This window comes from Aeromonas schubertii (genome assembly GCF_000820105.1).
GTDB lineage: Bacteria > Pseudomonadota > Gammaproteobacteria > Enterobacterales > Aeromonadaceae > Aeromonas > Aeromonas schubertii.
This window is the reverse complement of the sequence record NZ_CDDB01000063.1, coordinates 1-19,595: the sequence shown is the minus strand read 5'-3', so window position 1 is coordinate 19,595 and position 19,595 is coordinate 1. Positions and strand designations below refer to the sequence as shown.

Sequence of the window (19,595 nt, the reverse complement as noted above, 5' to 3'; positions counted from 1 at the left end):
GCCGCTGCAGGCTTATGAGCGACCGGCGAAGACCACCACCACCTTGTCTTCTCCCTGCTCTCGCACGAAGGCGTAGGGCGCGCCGGAGAGCTTCCGGTGGCTGCCGGCGGCGATGGCCGGATGGGCGGCACGGAACTGACCGAGCTTCTGCCAGTGGCGCAGCAAGCCCGCCTTCTCACCCTGGCCGAGCTCGCCCCAGTTCATGTCGGCGCGCAGGGCCTGATCGAACACGCCCCCATCCTTGGCCAGACCCCGGCCAGACTCGTCACCATAGTAGACCTGCACCCCGCCCGGCAGCAGCAGGAAGCTGTTGGCCACCCGCTTTTGCAGACCCACGTCCTGATAGTCCCCGAAGAAGAGCTTGGTATCGTGGGAGGAGATGTAGCTCAGCACGTTGAAGCTTGCATCGCCGTTGATGCGCCTGGCGTAGGAGGCATAGGTCTCCTCGGCCTGGCTCATGCACTGGGCATGGGTAAGGGCGCCTTCTCTCTGGTAGTCGAAGTTGATGACCGAGTCGAAGCCGTTGTCGTACCAGAGATCCTTGCTCACCCCGTGATCCCACACCTCACCGACCATGTAGAAGGGGAGATCGTCGATCTTCTTGTCGGGGTTGGCCGCCTTCCACTCCCGGAGCGCCTCGCTGCCCGCCTGTTTCAGCCTGGCCCAGACGGCGGGCTCCAGATGTTTGACCGTATCACCCCGAAAGCCGTCGATACCAAAGCGGCGTACCCAGTCGGTGTGCCAGGCGATGAGGTAGTCGCTCACGCTCGCATTGGGAATGGTTCTGGCACGGGTGTCGGCCTTGTGCTTGAGAAACTCGGGCAGATCCACCGCCTCGGTGGACTCGGTGAGAAAATCGGGCAGTCCGGCCACCGATCCCTGCACGTCGTCGTTACCCGGCTTGGGGTAGCCTGGCAGGTCGGCACGCACCCAGTCGGCGCCCCACCACCGGCTCCAGTCGTTCGACTGGTAGTTGATAAACTGGTTGTAGCCATGCCAGTTGAGGCCGCCGCTCGGGGTCCAGCTGTTCCAGCGCGCCGGCAGCTTGTCGCGCTGCGCCGTGAGGGAGGCAAGATCGAGATCCTGCAGATCCCCCAGGGTGGCGTAGCCGGCGTGGTTCATCACCACGTCCAGTATGATGCGCAGACCGCGTTTGTGGGCCTCGTCCACCAGGGTGCGCAGGCTCTCCTCGTCCCCATAGTTGGGATCGATTTTGGTGAAGTCGAGGGCCCAGTAGCCGTGGTAGGCATAGAAGGGGAAGCTCCCCTGCTCGCCACCACCGATGAAGCCATGCACCTGCTCCACCATAGGAGTGATCCAGATGGCGTTCATGCCGAGGCTCTTGATGTAGTCGAGCTTCTCGGTCAGCCCCTTGAAGTCGCCGCCGTGCCAGGTGGCCACCTCGTCCTTGCCATCCTTCTGGCGGCCGAAGCTGTGGTCGTTGCTTGGGTCTCCGTTGTGGAAGCGGTCGGTCAGGAGGAAGTAGACGCTGGCCTGATCCCAGCTAAAGGGGGCCGGCTTGGCCTGGGTGACCGGCTCGAGCAACAGTATGCCTTCGCTGCTGGCCGCCGGAGTCAGGGTGATCTTGCCCCCCTGCACCACGGCCTCCTGGCCCGAGTAGGCATCCCGCAGCCGGGTGCCGTCCGGCCAGACGCCCTCGAGGGAGGTGGTGACCGGCCCCCCGTCCCACTTGCTGCAGGGCACCTCGGGCGGAGCGCGTTTGACGACCGTCTTCTTGGTGGCGCGCAGCACCTTGAGGGTGGCGTGCGCCTGATCGAAGGTGAACTCATACTCCCCCGGCAACATGACCCGCAGGGTGAAGCTCTGGTCTTTGGCGCAGTCGCTCATGGGTTGGGCGGTGCCGAAGGGCAGCGGCCCGCTCTGGTTCGGGCCATAGGTGCTGCCACAGCTGTGCCCCGCATCGGCAATCTGAATGCGGTAGCTCCCCTTGGTGAGGGAGTGAACCAGCTTGCCGTCGCTAAAGGGGGTGGCGACTTGAGTGCCATCCACAGTCAGAAAAAGAGGCGTCCCGGCATGGGTCGCGGCGGGCAGCGCCGACAGCAGGGCCAGGCAGAGCGGGGTGAGTGAGGGGCGCATAGACCATCCTTTGATGCAGGCGATAAATGGGGTTTGGCCCATTCTAGGCAGCACAGTGGTCGGGGGGGACTGGCAGGATGCGGAACTGTGAGCCGCCTTGAAATGACAACGGTTTCAAGGGGATAGAAAAAAGCGGGGCCCTTCAGGACCCCGCTTTGGTTTAGACGGTAAAGAACTTGGCGTTGACGAAGGCGATGGCGATAAAAGAGGCCACCATGCCGCTCACGGCCAGCACGGCGGGGCGAATGGCCGGCCAGCGCTCGGTGATGAGGACGATGGCCAGCAGGGTCGGGTAGAGGCCAAACATGTAACGCGGTATGGCGTTGAGGCCCGTCATCAGGGGGATGGTGCAGCAGATAAACATCAGGGTCCCCTCTGCCCAGCGCTTCTGGCTGAAGAGCCAGAGGTTCAGGGCCCAACCGAACATCACCATGATGGAGAGATAGAGTTTGCGCCCCCCCAGCTCGAAGCCGGTCAGCCACCAGTCGATAGGGTTGTCCATCCCCCGTCCCCATGCCACCTGGATATGTTTGAAGGCGAAGGCATCACCGGTGAGGTGGTAGAGATAGAACATGTAGGCAAACAGGCCAAGGGGGATCATCCAGAGGGCAAAGACCACCTTGAAGGCGTTCTCGGTAAAGCGGAAGAACTCGCGCCAGCCGTAGGCCTGCAGGGCCAGGATCAGCACCGGGAAGACCATCATGACGCCGAGGTTGCGGGTCCCCGAGATGAGCACACCGATGAGGCCGACCAGGATCCACTGCTGCCGGTAGGCAAACAGGAACATGAGCAGCATAAACAGCATGAACATGGGCTCGGTATAGCCCGAGACGAAGTAGGCCGAGAAGGGGGAGAAGGCCAGCAGCCAGACCCCGAAGCGGGCACTCCCTTCGCTCAGTTTGAGCTGGCGAAGTACCAGCAGCATGGCTGGCAGGGCGAGGAAGAAGGCAAGGTTGGCGACCAGCATCAGGGCGGTCAGGGAGTCGCCCCCGAGCAGGTCCGAGACCAGGCTGCTCAGCATGGGATAGAGAGGCATGAAGGCCCAGTTGGCGGCATTGCCCTTGCTCAGCCAGCGGGGATAGAGATCGTAGCCGTTCTCTATGATGCGCATGAACCAGACGCAGTCGAACTGGCAATAGGCCTGGAGCGGTCCCAGCTCGGGGTTACCGTAGAGCTGGACGCCGGCATAGGCCAATCCATAGAGGGCGATGCGGCTCAGCAGGAAGGCGGCAATCACCAGCCACCAATCCTGGCGGCTGAGTCGCAGGGAGGGGCGGTAGGGCCCCGTCAGTGCAAGGTCACTCATCAGGCAAACACCCAGATTCGGGAGAGAAGATAGGTCAGTACGGTCACGGTCAGGGTCGCTATCACCACCGGCAAGAGGCCCGCCAGGCCACCCCACAGCAAGGCACTGAGGATCAGGTTGCGCACCGCCAGGGAGAAGAGGGCGACCAGCAGAAACTTGCTGGCGGCACCCTGTTTCTGGAAGGTGATGTAGCGGTGGCCGAAGAAGGAGAACCAGAAGGCCACGGCGAAGGCCAAGGTGGTCACCAGATGCTCAGAGATGCCGGGCCAGAGGTGGAAGAGGGCGAACGAGGTGCCCAGATCCACCAGGGTGGCGCCACCACCGACGAAGCCAAAGCGTACCAGACGCCAGAACTCATCACGGGAGATCATGCGGCGCCCTGCTCCTCGTCGCTCTCGGCGGCACGGCGGGCATACTCACCGTAGACGCCTTCGATGAGGTAGACAGGGCGCTGTTTGACTTCGACAAACATGCGGCCGATGTACTCACCGATCACCCCGAGGGAGATGAGCTGGATGCCACCGAGGAACAGCACCACCGACATCAGGGAGGCATAACCGGGCACGTCGATGCCGAAGAAGAGCACCTGGGTGACGATCTTGATGATGTAGAGGAAGGCGAACAGGGAGATGGTGACCCCCACATAGCTCCACACCCGCAGGGGCCAGCTGGAGAAGCTCAGCAGACCGTCGAGGGCGAAGTTCCACAGCTTCCAGTAGTTGAACTTGGTCTCGCCGGCGTGGCGGGCCGGACGCTCATAGGGAACGCCCACGGAGCGAAAGCCCGCCCAGGCAAAGAGCCCCTTCATGAAGCGGTTGCGCTCGGGCAACTGCTTGATCGCCTCGACCACGCGACGGTCGATGAGGCGGAAGTCCCCCGCATTCTCCGGCAACTTGGTCTGGGTGGAGAGGGCGTTGAAGAAGCGGTAGAAGCCGCCGGCGGTGAGGCGCTTCAAGGGGGTATCGGCGCTGCGATCGACCCGGATGCCGTAGACGGTATCGTAGTCACCGCTCTGCCACAGCTTGACGAACTCGAGGATGAGGGCAGGCGGATCTTGCAGGTCCACGTCCATGGGCACCACCGCATCCCCCTGGGCGTGATGCAGACCGGCGGTCAGCGCCGCCTCCTTGCCGAAGTTGCGGGCCAGGTTGACCAGGGTGACGCGCGGGTCGCGGGCAATTGCCTGCTCGACCACTTCACGGGTGCGGTCACGGCTGCCATCGTTGACGAAGACGATCTCCAGCTGCTCCTTGAGGGGGGCGAGCTCGTTGTCGATGGCGGCGATGAAGGCATCGATACTCTCTTCCTCGTTGTACACGGGGACGACCAAGGAGAGTCGGAAAGAAGTATTCGACATGGGTGACATCCTTATTTTGGCGGATAGCGCTTATTGTGTGACGTTGTGCTGAACCGGGTGAAGCTTGCCGGCCCCGGTGGGGCCGGCCGTGATTATTGGGCCACTTTCATCTGCAGCGAGTGAACGTTGAGCGGCTCCGGGGTGGAGATGGCCAGGAAGTTGGGGTGCGAGGGATCGGCGCTGAGCAACTGGCCCGGCAGGTTGAGGCGAATCTCGTTGAGTCCCTCCTTGGCCAGCTTGACCGTGGTGCTCCAGTCGTGCCCCAGGGCTACCTTGACCAGAGTGCCCGCCTTGGGGCTCTCTACCTTGGCCAGCACGGTGAGCTGGTCGGGCTGTTTGGGCAGGACAAAGTAGAGTCCCCCCTGACCCTCGAGCCGGGTACCGGCGGCGTTGGGTTTGGTTGCCCACCCCTCCCGGGAGAGGAAGCGACTCGGCTTGCTCAGATTGAGCTCGTTGCCGGCGTGGTAAACCATGTCGGAGTTGTGTTCCCAGAAGCGGGTCTTGCCTTCCATATAATAGAGACGATAGGAGAGGCTGACCTGCGGGTGGGCGGCCAGGTAGAGGGTGTAGAGATAGAAACCGCTCAGGGCCAGGATGGCAGAGGCGAAGCCAACTTTTCTGTACATGACAACTCTCGATAACTGAATGTGCCGGGGAGGGCCTTTCAGCGCACATGCTAATCAATTTATGGAAAAAGCATAGTGGATCACAAAAATAAATTTTGCTCGCCCTTTAACCAAATTATTGTGTCATTCAGGCGTGCCCAATAGCGCCTGCCGCGGCCTGATGATGCAGGCAGAGACAGCCATGGAGGCAGAGAGTCGACGAATGGGAATAGGTATCAAGAGAGGGATCCTGGGGGCCTGGCTCTGGGGGTGTTTCAGTGCTCAGGGATGGGCGCTGTGCGACACCCCCTGGCGGGTGGGGTATGACCAATGGCCGCCGTATCACTTTCGTGGCGCCGATGCGACGATGCAGGGTTACGGGGTTGAGGTGTTACAGGGGGTCGCCCGGCGGCTGGGGTGCGAGGTGACGTTTATCGAGCGACCCTGGAAACGCAACCTGCAGGAGTTGGAGATCGGTGAGCTCAGCATCGCCATGGAGGCCTTTATCAATGATGAGCGATCGCGCTATGCCTGGTTTTCCGAGCCCTATAGCCCAGGCAAGACGATGCTCTGGGTGCGCAGGGATGCCCAGTTTGACGATGGTTCACTTCCTGCCTGGCTGGCGGCGGGGCACCGTCTCGGCATCACCAAGGAGTTCTATTATGGCGCCGAGGTTGCCAACCTGGTGGCCCGTTACCCGGATCGGATCAGCGCCCTGGTGGATGAATCGCAAAACTACGGCAAGTTGATGCGCGGGCGTATCGACGGCTTTCTCGGGGATGCGTTGGCCACCCGATGGGCGTTGCATCAGGAGGGGCTGCTCGGCAAGATAGTGCCCTTTTCGGAACCGATATTTGTCATGCCGGCTCGTTTCATGATGAGCAAGCAGCGTTTTGACCCTTCGGAGGTGGCCCGCTTCAACCAGGAGCTGGCTGTCTTTATGGCCAGCCCGGAGTATGATGCGCTCTTGCGCCGCTACTTCCCCGAGGCGATTCGATCCGAACCGTGACGGGAGGAGTCTGTCGCGGCCACTGTGTGTTGTTGAGGTATCTATGGGAATGAGGTTCTGGCTGGCTCTGGTCAACGTGATCTGGCTCGGATGCTGGCCTGCCACTGCCGCTTTGGCGGATGAGACATCACCCGTGGTGGAGGCGGCAGAGCGCCTCTCCCACAACTGGGGCGCCGAGGATGAGGCGCGTGAGGAGCTGCAGCAGCAGCTGTTTGAGGCCGCACTGGCACAGTTGCACCCCGATTTCGTCCGTCTCTGGCGGCAGCTCGCTGCCACAGCGGAGGGACACAGAGGCCCCGTCTACGACGAGGCGCTCATCAAGCTCACCCGCTTCCAGCAGATGTGGCGCGGTCTCGACTTCGTCTCCCGAGAGCAGATCGGGAGCATGACCCTGGATCTCTCCAAGCCACTGCCCCATCAGACCGGGCAGAGTCTGCACGAGTGGGTGTTTGCCCTGCGCCCTGCGGTCGCCGAGTATGAGGCGGTGCGCCGGGAAGTGCAGAAGCTGGTGGCCATGCCCCTGGCCACCGAGTGGCCGAGAGTCGCCATTCCGACCCTGCGCGAGGGGGAGAGCTCTCCCTCCCTGCCCGAGATCCGCAAGATACTGGTGGAGCTGGGGGACCTGCCTTCGGCCCACGCCAGTGAAGCGTTCTACAATGGCGACACCCTGCAGGCGGTCAAGGCTTTCCAGTCTCGCCACGGTCTGACCGTCGACGGCGTCATCGGGCGGCAGACCCAGCAGTGGCTCAACACCGACCCCGAGTCCCGCGCCCGCCTGCTGCTGCGCAACCTGTGGCGCCGTGATGTGGTTGACCGCCTGCCCGAGCAGCGTTATGTGCTGGTCAATATTCCCGACTACCGCCTGAGCGTGGTGGAGAAGGGCAGCGAGATCTTCACCAGCCGGGTCATCGTCGGCCAGCAATTGCGGGCCACGCCGATCCTGGCCAGCGAGATCCGCTCTGTGGTGATCAACCCCGCCTGGCATGTGCCCCGCTCCATCATGAAGAAGGACATACTGCCCAAGCTGGCCAAGGATCCCGACTACCTGGCCAAGCAGCAGCTCGAGGTGATCGACGGGGAGGGCAATCCGGTCGCCTTCTCCCCCGAGGGGTGGAGCCACGCTCTCGCCTCCGGTTTCCCCTATCGTCTGCGGCAGAAGCCGGGGGATCACAATGCCCTGGGTCGCTACAAGTTCTACCTGCCCAATAACGATGCCATCTACCTCCACTCCACGCCCAAGATGGGGTTGTTCGAGCAGGGGGCCCGGGCCCTGAGCTCGGGTTGTGTTCGGGTCGAGAAGGCCGAGAGCCTGGCCGAGCTGTTGCTGGCGCCAACACCGCGCAAGAGGGAGGAGATCAAGGGATTGCTCAAGGAGACCACTACCCGCTGGATGCCCCTGGCCAACCCGATTCCCGTTTTCACCGTCTACTGGAGCAGCTGGGTCGATGGGGAGGGGGTACAGCACTTTCGCAACGACATCTATGGCTTCGATAAAGGCAGCTTCAAACGAATTCTCTAGGCCCAAAGGGGCGTGAGGGGATTCACACTTCGAGACACCCGGGGCTACCCGGGTGTCATTTTATGAGCAGTCGGTTTGACACCCCGGCGAGCGGACGGGTAGTGTCAGACGGTTGTTTGAACGGGAGGAAAGAGGGAGATGCTGGATAAAGGGATGAGTCGTCGTCAACTGCTGCTGGGGACGGGCTGCCTGCTGACGGCCGGTCTGTTGCCGCAGAGCGCTCTGGCCAGCCGCAGCACCAGCCACCGCGCCCTCACCGTCCACAACCTCAACACGGGCGAACAGATAGAGGCGAGCTACTGGGAGAATGGTCGCTACCTGCAAGACGGCCTGGAAGAGCTCAACCACATCTTTCGCGACTATCGCCGCAACGAGGTGTTTGCCATCGATCGCAAGCTGTTCGATCAGCTCTATCTCCTGCAACACAAGCTGGGTCGCAAGGGGCGTATCGAGCTTATCTCGGGTTACCGTTCGCCAGCCACCAATCGCCAGAAGCAGCGTCGCAGCAGGGGGGTCGCCAAGCGCAGCTACCACATGCTCGGTCAGGCGGTGGATGTCCGCATGCCGGGGGTGCCGCTTGCCCACCTGCGCCAGGCCGCCCTGCAACTGAGGGTGGGGGGCGTCGGCTACTACCCTGGCGACAACTTCGTTCACCTCGACACAGGTCCTGCCCGTCACTGGTGACCTTTCCCCCGCCCTGGGCTGGCATCTTTTCTTCTCCCCCCTTACTCTCCTGCACGGGATGCAACGAGGAGCCTCTTATGCGTATGACGCTGGCGCTGGGCCTGGTAGTGCTGCTGGCAGGTTGCAGCAAGCTCGACAAGGCCCACTACGATCAACTGAAGCTGGGAATGAGTTACCAAGAGGTGAGTGCCGTATTGGGCAAGGCGGAGCGCTGTGATGAGGCATTGGGTGCCTCCAACTGCCTGTGGGGAAATGACGACAGGCAGATCCAGGTGGGATTCATCGCCGGCAAGGCGGCGCTGTTCAGCTCCAAGGGACTCAACTAGTCCGGCAGGAGACCAAAAAGCCGACACCCGCAAGGTGTCGGCTTTTTTGCATGGGGGATCAGCGGGAGAGGCCCTTCTGGGCAAACTTGGGGCGGGCGCTCATGATCTGCTCTACCTGCTCCTCGCTCATCTTGCCGCGCGACAACCCCAGCACCTTGTAGGTGAGCAGGGGGCGTGCCGGCAGGGCGATCATCAGGGCGCGGATCTGGTTCTCGTCATCCTTCTCCCGATTGGGCTTGCCATAGGCGAAGGTGAGGATCCCGGCGTCCATCAGGTTTTTGACGGCCGGCTCGGTGATCGGCAGATTAATGACGCTCTTGCGCTGCAGCACGAACTCGCGCAGTACCGCCTTCTCGTTGAAGTCGAGAAAGGTGATGGTCTGCTCCATGTTGCTCTGCTGGCGCCGCTCTTGCCACTCCTCGCACAGATATTCCCAGGCGATAAGCAGCCCCTGACTGGCGAAGTAGGAGAGGGCAATCAGCATGCCTACCCCCAGCCAGCCCGCATAGGCCTCGGCCCAGCGGCTCACGGCACCGTTCATGACCCCTTCGGGGAAGATTAGGATCAGGCTGCAGGTGAGCAGCAGCCAGGTCATGACCCAGTTGAGTTGAACCAGTTGGTGAAAATGTTGGATCCAGCGTCTCATCTCATGTCCTTCCAAACGATGGCACCTGGACCCACTTCAGCAAAGGGTGTGCCAATTTGTTTTTGACACCCCAAAAAGAGAGGGCGGGACAGGCCCGCCCTCGCGCCGCCCTGGTCGTTTAGTACTGCTGGAAGTAGTGCTGGATCTGCTTGGGATCCTGGGTCTGGGTGAGGGAGAGCATCAACAGCACCCGCGCCTTCTGCGGGTTGAGGCTCTCGGCGGCGACGAAGCCGTACTTGGCGTCATCGATCTCCGCATCCAGGGTGGTGGAGCCGGTCGGTACGCGGGCCGAGCGCACCACGCGGATCCCCTTCTCGCTGGCCTTGGCCAGGGTGTCGAACAGGGTGTGGTAGAGGTTGCCGTTGCCCACCCCGGCGCTGACGATGCCATCGAACTTGGCGTCGACCAGAGCCTTGGCCGGCAGATCCGAGGCGTTGGCATAGCTGTAGACGATGCCGACCCGGGGCAGCTTGTCGAGCTTGCTCACGTCGAACGGAGTCTGGCTGGTGTGCAGCCGGGCCGGCGTGCGCTGATAGTCGATCTTGCCGTTGTGGATGTAACCGAGCGGGCCAAAGTTGGGGGAGGCAAAGGTCTGCACCCCTGTGGTGTTGGTCTTGGTGACGTCACGGGCGTCGAGTACGGTGTCGTTCATGGCGACCATGACGCCGCGCCCCTTGGAGGCGGGGTCGGAGGCGGTGACCACGGCGTTGTAGAGGTTCATGGGGCCGTCGGCACTCATGGCGGTGGAGGGGCGCATGGCGCCGACCAGCACCACCGGCTTGTCGCTCTTGACGGTGAGGTTCAGGAAGTAGGCGGTCTCTTCCATGGTGTCGGTGCCGTGGGTGATGACGATGCCGTCCACGTCATCCTTGGCCAGCAGCTCGTTGACCCGCTTGGCAAGCTTCAGCCACACCTCGTCATTCATGTCCTGGGAGCCGATCTTGACCACCTGCTCCCCCTGTACGTCGGCCACCTTCTTCATCTCGGGCACGGCGGCGATCAGGGTCTCGATGGCGACCTTACCCGCCTCGTAGTTGGACTGGGTGGCAGACTGGCCGGCGCCGGCGATGGTGCCGCCGGTGGCCAGGATATGCACGCTCGGCAGGGCGAAGGCCAGCGGGGAGAGGGTCATGCCGAGAACGGCGGCGATCAGGCTCTTGCGAAGGGGTAGGGACATGCTGCGACTTCCTTATTGTGATGGTGAAAGACCGCAGCATTTTTGCTCATGTATATCCGGTTTATTGTGAGTAAACTCACCAAAGAACAGGTTGATACAGAACTTTAACCTATTTTATACCTATAAAGTGGTGTTATAGGTGGGCATGAAACCCCTGGGCTTCGATGAGGGCCACCAGGGCGGTGGGCTCCACCTCTCCCTCGATACGGGCGGTGGCGCTGGCAAAATCCACCTTCACGGCGGTGACGCCGGGCTGGGCGCCCAGGGCTCGCTCCAGCGAGGCGGCGCAGCCGCCGCAGGACATCCCCTCAACCTTCAATTCGATCATCGTGCTTCCTCCTGTGGGTAACCCGGCCATCCTCTTCCTGCCGGTCGGGGCAAGGTCAAGTCATCAGACCCAGATAGTTCATCAGGGCGGCCCCCAGGCTGGTGGTGACCAGCGAGCCCAGGGTGGTGACGGCGATGATGCTGGCGGCCAGGGCGCTGTCGCCGCCCATGGCACGGGTCATCACATAGCTGGCGGCGGCGGTCGGGGTCGAGCTCACCAGAAACAGGATGCCGAGGGCCTGATGGTTGAAACCGAGCAGGGCGGCGCCGCTCACCATCAGCAGGGGGAACAGCAACAGGCGGTTGGCGGTGGCCCAGCCGGTGAGCAAAGCCCCGCCACGCAGGGCCTGCAGGTTGAGGCTGGCGCCGGTGCAGAGCAGGGCCAGGGGCAGGGTCATGTTGGCAAAGTAGTTGCCGGTGGTGAGCAGCAGGGGCGGCAGTTCGACCCCGAGCAGGCCGAAGGGGAGGGCCGAGAGGATGGCGATGATAAGGGGGTTTTTGGCGATCCCCTTGAGGATGGCGCGAGCGCCGTGCCCGCCCCCCAGGCTGCGGGTCAGGGTAATGACGGCGAGGATGTTATAGAGGACGGTGACCGCCCCCACATAGAGGGCGGCGGCGCCGATCCCCTCGGGACCGTAGGCGTTTTGCACGAAGGCCAGCCCCATGATCCCCATGTTGCCGCGAAAGCTCCCCTGCACGAAGATGCCGCGCAGGGCGCGGGCGGCGATGCAGCGCGCCGCCAGCCACTCCAGCAGCAGGAAGCCGGCGAGGGTACCGAGCAGGCCGTAGACGATGAGCCAGGGGCTCGGCATGGAGGCAAAATCGGTGCGTACCATGCTGAGGAACAGAAGCGCCGGCAGGGTGACCTGAAACACCAGGCGCGAGGCCGACTCGATAAAGCTCTCGGGCAGCAGCCCCAGCCGCTTGAGGGCGATGCCGAGCAGCAGCACCAGGCAGATGGGGCCGGTAATGGAGAGGGAGAAGTTCAGGCTGGCGAGCAGATCCATCGTCCTGTCCTGGGCAGTGGGGAGCGTCCATTCTAACCCCAACGGCTTGTTTTTGCGGGGGCAAATCACAACAATAGGGCCCTTCCCCTCCCATCAGTGCTGCCCATGGAAAAGAAGCTCACCATCCTCGATATCGCCCGCCTCTGCGGGGTCGGCAAGTCGACCGTCTCCCGGGTATTGAACCGCGATCCCAGGGTCAAGGAGGAGACTCGGGTGCGGGTCGAGCAGGTGATCGCCCGGCACGGTTTCACCCCGAGCAAGTCGGCACGCGCCATGCGCAGCCAGAGCCAGAGGGTGGTCGGCATCATCGTCTCGCGCCTCGACTCGGGCTCGGAGAACCAGGCGGTGCGCGGCATGCTCGAGACCCTCTACGGCGAGGGGTACGACGCCGTGCTGATGGAGAGCAAGTTCTCTCCCGCCAAGGTCGAGGAGCACCTGGCGGTGCTGGAGCGGCGCGGGGTGGATGGCATCATTCTGTTTGCCTTTAACGATCTCGACTACGGCGCCATGAGTCCGTATCGGGATAAGCTGGTGCTGGTGGCGCGCGAGGCGCCGGGCTTCTCCTCGGTCTGCTTCGACGACGAGGGGGCCATCCGCACCATGATGGGAGGCTTGCTCGCCGACGGCGTGCGCGAGATAGCCTATCTGGGGGTGGACGAGGCGGATCTCACCACCGGAGCGCGGCGGCGCGATGCCTACCTGAGTTGTTGCGCCGAGCACGGCCTGACCCCTCGGCTGGCGCTCGGGGATCTCTCCCACCAGAGCGGTTATCGCCTGGCCGCCGAGCTGCTCACGCCGGCCACCCGGGCCCTGGTCTGCGCCAGCGACACCCTGGCCATCGGCGCCGCCAAGTACCTGCAAGAGCAGGGGCGCAGCGAGGTGCGGGTCACCGGCCTGGGTAACAACCCCCTGCTCGGTTTCCTGTTTCCCAACGCACAGAGCCTGGATCTCGGCTACAAGGGGGCCGGCGTGCAGGCCGCGTGCCAGTTGCTGGGACAGATCGAGTCTGGTCACCCCCCCCACGCCACCATCGCCCCCAGCCTGACCTGGCGTTGAAACCCGCAGGGCAGGCTGCGCTTTTTGTGACCATAACCCCAAACTGGGAACGTTCCCATTGATGCGGAGGAACTTCTGCCTCATGGTGTTTGGGAACGATTCCAAAAACCAGCCCACAGGGTAATGCACACCATGCGGCGTCACAGAGGGAAGACCCGATGACCAAGATCAACACCCAGCACCTGGCCACGCTTATCGACAAGATCGGCGGCAAGGAGAACATCGCCACCGTCAGCCACTGCCTGACCCGGTTGCGCTTCGTCCTGAACGATCCGGCCAAGGCCGACAGCAAGGCCATCGAGACCATCCCGGCGGTGAAGGGGAGCTTCACCCAGGGCGGCCAGTTCCAGGTGGTCATCGGCAACGAGGTGGAGCAGTGGTATCAGGCGCTGACCGAAGAGATCGGTGTCAGCGGCGGCAGCAAGGAGGCCGCCAAGCAGGCGGCGCGCCAGAACATGAATCCGCTGGAGCGCGGCATCTCCCACCTGGCGGAGATCTTCGTGCCCCTGTTGCCGGCCATCATCACCGGCGGTCTGATCCTGGGTTTTCGCAACGTCATCGGCGACATCAAGATGTTCGACGACGGCACCCGCACCCTCACCGAGATCAGCCAGTTCTGGGCTCAGGTGCACGCCTTCCTCTGGCTGCTGGGCGAGGCCATCTTCCACTTCCTGCCGGTGGGCGTCTGCTGGTCGGCGGTCAAGAAGATGGGCGGCTCCGAGATCCTGGGCATAGTGCTGGGTATCACGCTGGTGTCGCCCCAGCTGATGAACGCCTACGGCATCGGTCAGCAGACCCCCGAGGTGTGGGACTTTGGCCTCTTCGTCATCCAGAAGGTGGGTTATCAGGCCCAGGTCATCCCGGCCCTGCTGGCGGGTGTTTTCCTCGCCTGGGTGGAGACCAATCTCAAGCGGATCATCCCGGCCTACCTCTACCTGGTCATAGTCCCCTTCGTCTCCCTGCTGCTGGCGGTGATCGTGGCCCACGCCTTTATCGGTCCGTTCGGTCGCTGGCTGGGTGACGGGGTCGGCCTTGCCGCCAAGGCCGCCATGACCGGCTCCTTTGCCCCCATCGGCGCCGCCCTGTTTGGCTTTCTCTACGCGCCCCTGGTCATCACCGGCATCCACCACACCACCAACGCGGTGGATCTGCAACTGATGCAGAGCATGGGTGGCACCCCCATCTGGCCGCTGATCGCCCTCTCCAACATCGCCCAGGCCTCTGCGGTGGTCGGCATCATCCTGATCAGCCGCAAGGAGAACGAGCGCGAGATCTCGGTGCCCGCCGCCATCTCCGCCTACCTGGGGGTGACCGAGCCGGCCATGTACGGCATCAACCTCAAGTACAAGTTCCCCATGCTGTGTGCCATGGTGGGCTCGAGCCTGGCGGCCCTCATCTGCGGCTTCGCCGGGGTGATGGCCAACGGCATCGGGGTAGGGGGCCTGCCGGGCATCCTCTCCATCCAGCCCCAATACTGGGCCGTCTATGCCGTGGCCATGCTGGTGGCCATCGTCGTGCCTGTGGTGCTGACCCTGCTGGTTTACCGGCGCCAGCAGGCGGCCGGCAAGCTGGCGCTGGCCAGCGCCTGACCCCACGCATCAGGGCGACCCGCCGGGGTCGCCCTCTCCCTTTTTATTCGAGACAAGAGCAAGACCCATGAGCCAAACACCCTGGTGGCAGAGCGCCGTGATTTACCAGATCTACCCCAAGAGTTTTCAGGACAGTGGCGCGCGCGGCACTGGCGATCTCAAGGGGATCATGGCCCGCCTCGACTATCTCAAGACCCTCGGCGTCGACGCCCTCTGGCTGACCCCGGTCTACGTCTCGCCGCAGGTGGACAACGGCTACGACATCGCCGACTACCTTGCCATTGACCCGGCTTACGGCACCATGGCCGATTTCGAGGCGCTCTTGGCCGCCGCCCACGCGCGCGACATTCGCATCGTGATGGATATCGTGGTGAACCACACCTCCACCGAGCACGCCTGGTTCAAGTCGGCGCTGGGGGACAAAAGCAGCCCCTACCGCGACTACTACATCTGGAAAGACCCGGTGGGCGGTGGCGTGCCCAACAACTGGCAATCCAAGTTTGGCGGCAGCGCCTGGGAGCTGGATAAGGCCACCGGCCAGTACTACCTGCACCTGTTTGCCCGCGAGCAGGCGGATCTCAACTGGGAGAACCCGGCCGTGCGCGCCGAGGTGAAAAACATCATCCACTTCTGGGCGAACAAGGGAGTGGACGGTTTTCGCCTCGACGTCATCAACCTCATCTCCAAGGATCAAGCGTTCCCGAGCGACGACAGTGGCGATGGCCGCCGCTTCTACACCGACGGGCCGCGCATCCACGAATTTTTGCAGGACCTGAGTCGCGACCTGTTTGCCCCGGTGGGTGCCATGACGGTGGGGGAGATGTCCTCTACCACGCTCGAGCACTGCCAGCGCTATGGCGCGCGGGATGGCTCCGAGCTCTCCATGGTGTTCAACTTCCACCATCTGAAGGTGGATTATCCGGGTGGCGACAAGTGGACCCAGGCGCCATTCGATTTCCTCGCACTCAAGCGCATCTTCAACCACTGGCAGAGCGGCATGCACGGCAAGGCCTGGTCGGCCCTGTTCTGGTGCAATCACGACCAGCCGCGTATCGTCTCCCGCTTCGGTGACGAGGGCGAGCACAGGGTGGTGGCGGCCAAGATGCTGGCCAGCACACTGCACGGCTTGCAGGGCACCCCCTACATCTATCAGGGGGAGGAGATCGGCATGACCAACCCCGGCTATCAGCGCATCGATGACTATCAGGACGTGGAGAGTCGCAACATCTTCGCCATCAAGCAGGCCGAAGGGATGAGCGAGGCCGAGATCCTCGCCATTCTCGGCGCCAAGTCTCGCGACAACTCGCGTACCCCGATGCAGTGGCGCGCTGCGGCCAATGCGGGCTTCACGGCCGGCACCCCCTGGCTCAAGCCCGCCGCCAACTATCCTGCGATCAATGCCGAGGCGGCCCTGGCCGACCCGGGCTCGGTGTTCTGGCACTACCGGGATCTGATCCGTCTGCGCAAGAGTCATCCCATCTTCACGCACGGGGATTATCAGGAGCTGCTGGCGGGGCACCCGAAGATCTGGGCCTATGCCCGCCGCGCCGACGGTCAGACCCTGCTGGTGGTGAGCAACTTCTATGGTGAAGCGGTGGACTTTGCCCTGCCTGAAGGCATACCCCAGGGGCGCGGCGAGCGATTGATCGCCAACTATCCGGACAGCCCGGCCCGGCCGCAATCCTGTAGACTGCGCCCCTATGAATCCATTCAATGGCTTATTGAGGAGAACCTATGATCGACAAGCAGAGCCCGGAGTGGCGCAAGATGGTGGCCGGCGAGCCCTATGATGCCGGGGTGCCTGAGCTGGTCTCGGCCCGGGCCCGCTGCCGCACCCTGCTGGGGCTCATCAACCGGGAGGGGACCGACGCCCCCGAGTGGGAGTCGCGTCTCACCACCCTGTTGGGGAGCCGGGGCCAGCGCTGCTTTATCACGCCTCCCTTCTTCTGCGACTACGGGGCCAATATCTCGGTGGGTGAGAACTTCTATGCCAACTTCGGCTGCACCCTGCTCGATGTGTGCGAGATCCGGATCGGCGATAACGTGTTGCTCGCCCCCAACGTGCAGATCTACACCGCCGCTCACCCGGTGGCGGTGGCCCCGCGCATTCAGGGGGTCGAGTTTGGCAAGCCGGTGAGCATCGGCAACAACGTCTGGGTCGGTGGCGCCGCCGTCATCTGCCCCGGCGTCACCATCGGGGAGAACAGCGTCATCGGCGCAGGCTCAGTGGTGACCCGTGATATTCCCCCCAACGTGGTGGCGGCCGGCAACCCCTGCCGGGTGCTGCGTCCCCTGACGGCTGAGGAGTTGGCCGGGGTATAAGGATAGGGGGGCAGGGTCTCCTGCCCTCTTTGGTCGGTCGCCCGCGTTTTCTGAATCCTTCCTGTATGGCTACATCAAATTTATTGAATATTCTAACCAGTTAATCTCGCTAACACCTCGCATCTCTCTCCCTTAGTATCCCCATATCACCTCGGCAGGATTGCCGGGTGCCCAAATAGCGCGTTGTAACCGGCTGTGCCTGTCAGGGTTAACCGGTGAAGGTGCAACATAATATTTGAATGAACTCTCGCAAGGATGCATTGATTCGGGCCGAGTCGGCCCAGGCAATGACATAAAACCAAGAGAGAACGAACATGAGACACGCAATCAAACTGTTGGCCGTAGCAGGCCTGATGACCGCCGGTGTTGCCCAGGCGTCGGTGCCGGCCGATTTTAGTGCCGTACCCGGAGTGCTGATGGTGAAGTGGCACGACGCCGCCGCTATCAGTGGGGCGAGCACGCTCGAGGTGCGCGATGCGGCCGGTGAGCTGTTGGCCTCCGTCCCCGCCAGGACCATGGGCACCCAACAGATAGCGCTGCCCTACCGTGCCCAGGGCACCCTGAGTGTGAGCCTGGGGGATCAGAGCAGTGACTACCGCATCCCCTATGGCATCGGCGACGGCCGTCAACGCTAAGACGCCGCGAGCCGGTCATCCGGCTCGGGCCAGGCACAAAAACAGGGAGGCCTTGGCCTCCCTGTTGCTATGGTGTGCGGTGAATGCCCTGCGTGGTGGCGCCTCACCTCGTCATGGCAGGGCCTATACTCCTTGAAGGGTCTCTCCCTGGAGTTGTGAACATGCGCAGTTTCGCCTTGTTGGCCTGGTTTTGTATGGGGTCGGCATTGGCCGCCCCGGTGCAGCTCAAGCTGCTGGAGTGGGGCTATCTTCCTACCGGCTATGAACAGCAGTTTGCCGAGTACGCCAGGAGTCGGGGGGTTGAGGCGACGGTGAGCCGTGTCGAGCCGCTGATCACCGACTTTGACAGCGTCTATCGTGCCTTGCGCACCCGCAGCGCCGATGTGGTGATGCCGACCAGCTACTTCTACAAGGCCCACCATCAGCCGCTGTTCAAGCTGCTGCTGCCCATCGACGCTGAGCGCCTCGAGCACTACAAAGAGGTGAAGCCCGCCCTCAAAAACACCGAGTATGACAAGCAAGGGGAGCGTAACTATTCGGTGCCCTTCTCCTATGCCATGTTCAGCCTCGCCTATGACAGCAAGCAGGAGCCCAACCCGCCGACCAGTTGGCAGGTGCTGGCCGACCCGGTTCGGAAGGGGCAGTTTGCGGTTTTCTGCGATCAGTTCGAGCCTCTGCTCTTCTCGGTACTGCTCTCCCTTGGCAAGTCACCCGCTCTCTTTGCCAGCGGCGAGATGCTGGCCGACAACCCCTTGCAGCTCGAGGTAGAAAGCCAGCTGACCCGTCGGCTCGAGGCAAGCCGGGGATTTTGGTTTAACCAGGCCAATCGCTGTGAGGATCTGCGCCACCAACGTCTCGCCACCACCTGGGGGCTGGAGCTGGTGGAGTGCAACCGGCAAAACGGCCAGCAGTGGCGCATCGCCATGGTGCGGGAGGGGGCCATCTATGCCCTCGATGCCCTCTCGATCGCCCGTCATGTGGAGAGTGATCCTGACCGCCTCAAGGCGGCTTATCTGCTGATCGACTTTCTGCTCAGCGCCCCCCTGCAGAGTCGCATGTTGGTGGGGACTCCCACAGTGTCGGGGAGCAACATGGGGGCAAGACCGCCTCTTACCCCTGAGGAGCAAGCCGTTTTGCCGGAGCGGGCCCTGCCCGAGTTTGACGAGCGGCTGTTGGTGCCGGCCCTGCCCGCACACATCAAGAATCGCTACAAGCGGATGGTGCAGCAGGCCCTGGCCAGTAGCGGCAAGGAGAGCCCTTCCCGCGTCTGTCCCTGGGATCTGGCCAACTGATCTATTGGCCACGCTGCGGCGCTCGGTGGGGGGGCTCTCTGGGGAGTGGATGGGGCATGACCGTATAGGATGCGAGGGCTTTTGGCCCTCGACCTTTTTCGCCAGCCCACCCGGGGAGCCCGGTCGAGCTCCTGGCCTAGGACGGGGATCTCGATGCGGCTTTGCCGCATAGGGGGAGGGGGCAATCAGTGCGGCGCATTGCATCGGGTGAGTGAAGCGCGAGGGCTCTGCCCTCGAAGTTTTTCGCCAGCCCACCTGGAGGCGCTCAGTCGAGCTCCTGGCCTACGACTGGGATCTCGATGCGGCTTTGCCGCATAGGGGTTTCGCCTGCCCTTCGGGCCGGGGCGAGTGACTTTGGAAAGACCCAAAGTCACCAAAGGTCTTCTCCCCCGCCGATTCGCTCTCCTTCGGCGAGTGCCCTCGCTTCAGTCATCAGGCCGACGGCACGCGCCGACGGGCCTTTGGCCTTCGCCATCCATGGCTTCGGCCAAAGCCCGCTTCTAACATCCTTGTTCTCGCGCCAACTCGGGATCGAGCCGTGCTCGCCCTAATCCGATTTGGTCCATGGCCCGCCGCCACTCGCTCGACATCCCTGTCTCGCGACCTGGCCTGATGGCTTCACCTCGGCGAATCAGAGGGGG

Annotated in this window: 19 protein-coding genes; 10 read left to right on the top strand and 9 right to left on the bottom strand. The window is 63.0% G+C overall.

What is annotated here, in order from left to right; all coding sequences use genetic code 11:
- Nucleotides 1-12: 12 nt before the first annotated feature.
- From BN1133_RS12300 to BN1133_RS12280, 5 genes are all read right to left on the bottom strand, one after another.
- A complete protein-coding gene (locus BN1133_RS12300; protein ID WP_050666818.1) occupies nucleotides 13-2,097 on the bottom strand; it encodes an alpha-amylase in 2,085 nt (694 codons plus the stop codon).
- 160 nt (nucleotides 2,098-2,257) lie between these two features.
- A complete protein-coding gene (locus BN1133_RS12295) occupies nucleotides 2,258-3,403 on the bottom strand; it encodes a hypothetical protein (RefSeq protein WP_050666817.1) in 1,146 nt (381 codons plus the stop codon).
- Nucleotides 3,403-3,774, bottom strand: coding sequence for a GtrA family protein (locus BN1133_RS12290; RefSeq protein WP_050666816.1), 372 nt, complete (start codon nucleotides 3,772-3,774; stop codon nucleotides 3,403-3,405). Before BN1133_RS12290 ends, BN1133_RS12295 begins: the two co-directional genes overlap by 1 nt.
- Nucleotides 3,771-4,760 carry a glycosyltransferase family 2 protein gene (locus BN1133_RS12285; RefSeq protein ID WP_050666815.1) on the bottom strand — a complete coding sequence of 330 codons (990 nt, stop codon included), beginning with the start codon at nucleotides 4,758-4,760 and terminating at the stop codon, nucleotides 3,771-3,773. Before BN1133_RS12285 ends, BN1133_RS12290 begins: the two co-directional genes overlap by 4 nt.
- Nucleotides 4,761-4,852: 92 nt before the next feature.
- Nucleotides 4,853-5,386: a hypothetical protein gene (locus BN1133_RS12280; RefSeq protein WP_050666814.1), complete on the bottom strand. Its 534-nt coding sequence runs from the start codon at nucleotides 5,384-5,386 to the stop codon at nucleotides 4,853-4,855.
- Nucleotides 5,387-5,588: 202 nt separating this feature from the next.
- Between BN1133_RS12280 and BN1133_RS12275 the strand changes: the two genes are divergently transcribed.
- The 4 genes from BN1133_RS12275 (at nucleotide 5,589) to BN1133_RS12260 (ending at nucleotide 8,903) form a co-directional block, all read left to right on the top strand.
- Nucleotides 5,589-6,374, top strand: coding sequence for a substrate-binding periplasmic protein (locus BN1133_RS12275; RefSeq protein ID WP_050666813.1), 786 nt, complete (start codon nucleotides 5,589-5,591; stop codon nucleotides 6,372-6,374).
- A 43-nt stretch (nucleotides 6,375-6,417) separates the two neighbouring features.
- On the top strand, nucleotides 6,418-7,893 hold the full coding sequence (locus tag BN1133_RS12270) for a L,D-transpeptidase family protein (RefSeq protein ID WP_050666812.1): 1,476 nt from the start codon (nucleotides 6,418-6,420) through the stop codon (nucleotides 7,891-7,893).
- A gap of 138 nt (nucleotides 7,894-8,031) precedes the next feature.
- Nucleotides 8,032-8,577, top strand: coding sequence for a peptidoglycan L,D-endopeptidase MepK (locus BN1133_RS12265; protein WP_050666811.1), 546 nt, complete (start codon nucleotides 8,032-8,034; stop codon nucleotides 8,575-8,577).
- Nucleotides 8,578-8,654: 77 nt separating this feature from the next.
- On the top strand, nucleotides 8,655-8,903 hold the full coding sequence (locus BN1133_RS12260; RefSeq protein WP_050666810.1) for a hypothetical protein: 249 nt from the start codon (nucleotides 8,655-8,657) through the stop codon (nucleotides 8,901-8,903).
- Between the two features lie 58 nt (nucleotides 8,904-8,961).
- Here the strand turns inward: BN1133_RS12260 and BN1133_RS12255 are convergent, their stop codons facing one another.
- From BN1133_RS12255 to BN1133_RS12240, 4 genes are all read right to left on the bottom strand, one after another.
- A complete protein-coding gene (locus tag BN1133_RS12255; RefSeq protein WP_050666809.1) occupies nucleotides 8,962-9,549 on the bottom strand; it encodes a superinfection exclusion B family protein in 588 nt (195 codons plus the stop codon).
- A gap of 118 nt (nucleotides 9,550-9,667) precedes the next feature.
- Nucleotides 9,668-10,726, bottom strand: coding sequence for an L-asparaginase 2 (gene ansB, locus BN1133_RS12250; RefSeq protein ID WP_050666808.1), 1,059 nt, complete (start codon nucleotides 10,724-10,726; stop codon nucleotides 9,668-9,670).
- Nucleotides 10,727-10,859: 133 nt separating this feature from the next.
- Nucleotides 10,860-11,054, bottom strand: a complete 195-nt coding sequence (locus BN1133_RS12245; protein WP_050666807.1) for a heavy-metal-associated domain-containing protein — start codon at nucleotides 11,052-11,054, stop codon at nucleotides 10,860-10,862.
- A gap of 55 nt (nucleotides 11,055-11,109) precedes the next feature.
- Nucleotides 11,110-12,060 (bottom strand): AEC family transporter, encoded by a 951-nt coding sequence (locus BN1133_RS12240; RefSeq protein WP_050666806.1) that lies wholly within the window; start codon nucleotides 12,058-12,060, stop codon nucleotides 11,110-11,112.
- A 105-nt stretch (nucleotides 12,061-12,165) separates the two neighbouring features.
- On the opposite strand from BN1133_RS12240, the gene treR reads away from it, so the two are divergent.
- The 6 genes from treR (at nucleotide 12,166) to BN1133_RS12210 (ending at nucleotide 18,954) form a co-directional block, all read left to right on the top strand.
- Nucleotides 12,166-13,116, top strand: coding sequence for a trehalose operon repressor TreR (treR, locus tag BN1133_RS12235; RefSeq protein ID WP_050666805.1), 951 nt, complete (start codon nucleotides 12,166-12,168; stop codon nucleotides 13,114-13,116).
- A gap of 158 nt (nucleotides 13,117-13,274) precedes the next feature.
- On the top strand, nucleotides 13,275-14,705 hold the full coding sequence (gene treB, locus BN1133_RS12230; RefSeq protein ID WP_050666804.1) for a PTS trehalose transporter subunit IIBC: 1,431 nt from the start codon (nucleotides 13,275-13,277) through the stop codon (nucleotides 14,703-14,705).
- A gap of 67 nt (nucleotides 14,706-14,772) precedes the next feature.
- Entirely contained in the window at nucleotides 14,773-16,443 is a 1,671-nt protein-coding gene (gene treC, locus BN1133_RS12225) for an alpha,alpha-phosphotrehalase (RefSeq protein ID WP_050666803.1), read from the top strand.
- Complete coding sequence (locus tag BN1133_RS12220; protein ID WP_050666802.1) at nucleotides 16,440-17,027, top strand: sugar O-acetyltransferase; 588 nt, start codon at nucleotides 16,440-16,442, stop codon at nucleotides 17,025-17,027. The genes treC and BN1133_RS12220 overlap by 4 nt, the downstream gene beginning before the upstream one ends.
- Before the next feature lie 314 nt (nucleotides 17,028-17,341).
- Nucleotides 17,342-17,662 carry a hypothetical protein gene (locus tag BN1133_RS12215; RefSeq protein WP_050666801.1) on the top strand — a complete coding sequence of 107 codons (321 nt, stop codon included), beginning with the start codon at nucleotides 17,342-17,344 and terminating at the stop codon, nucleotides 17,660-17,662.
- A 194-nt stretch (nucleotides 17,663-17,856) separates the two neighbouring features.
- The gene (locus BN1133_RS12210) at nucleotides 17,857-18,954 is read left to right on the top strand and encodes an ABC transporter substrate-binding protein (RefSeq protein ID WP_050666871.1); all 1,098 of its coding nucleotides are present in this window, start codon (nucleotides 17,857-17,859) and stop codon (nucleotides 18,952-18,954) included.
- The last annotated feature ends 641 nt before the right edge of the window (nucleotides 18,955-19,595 follow it).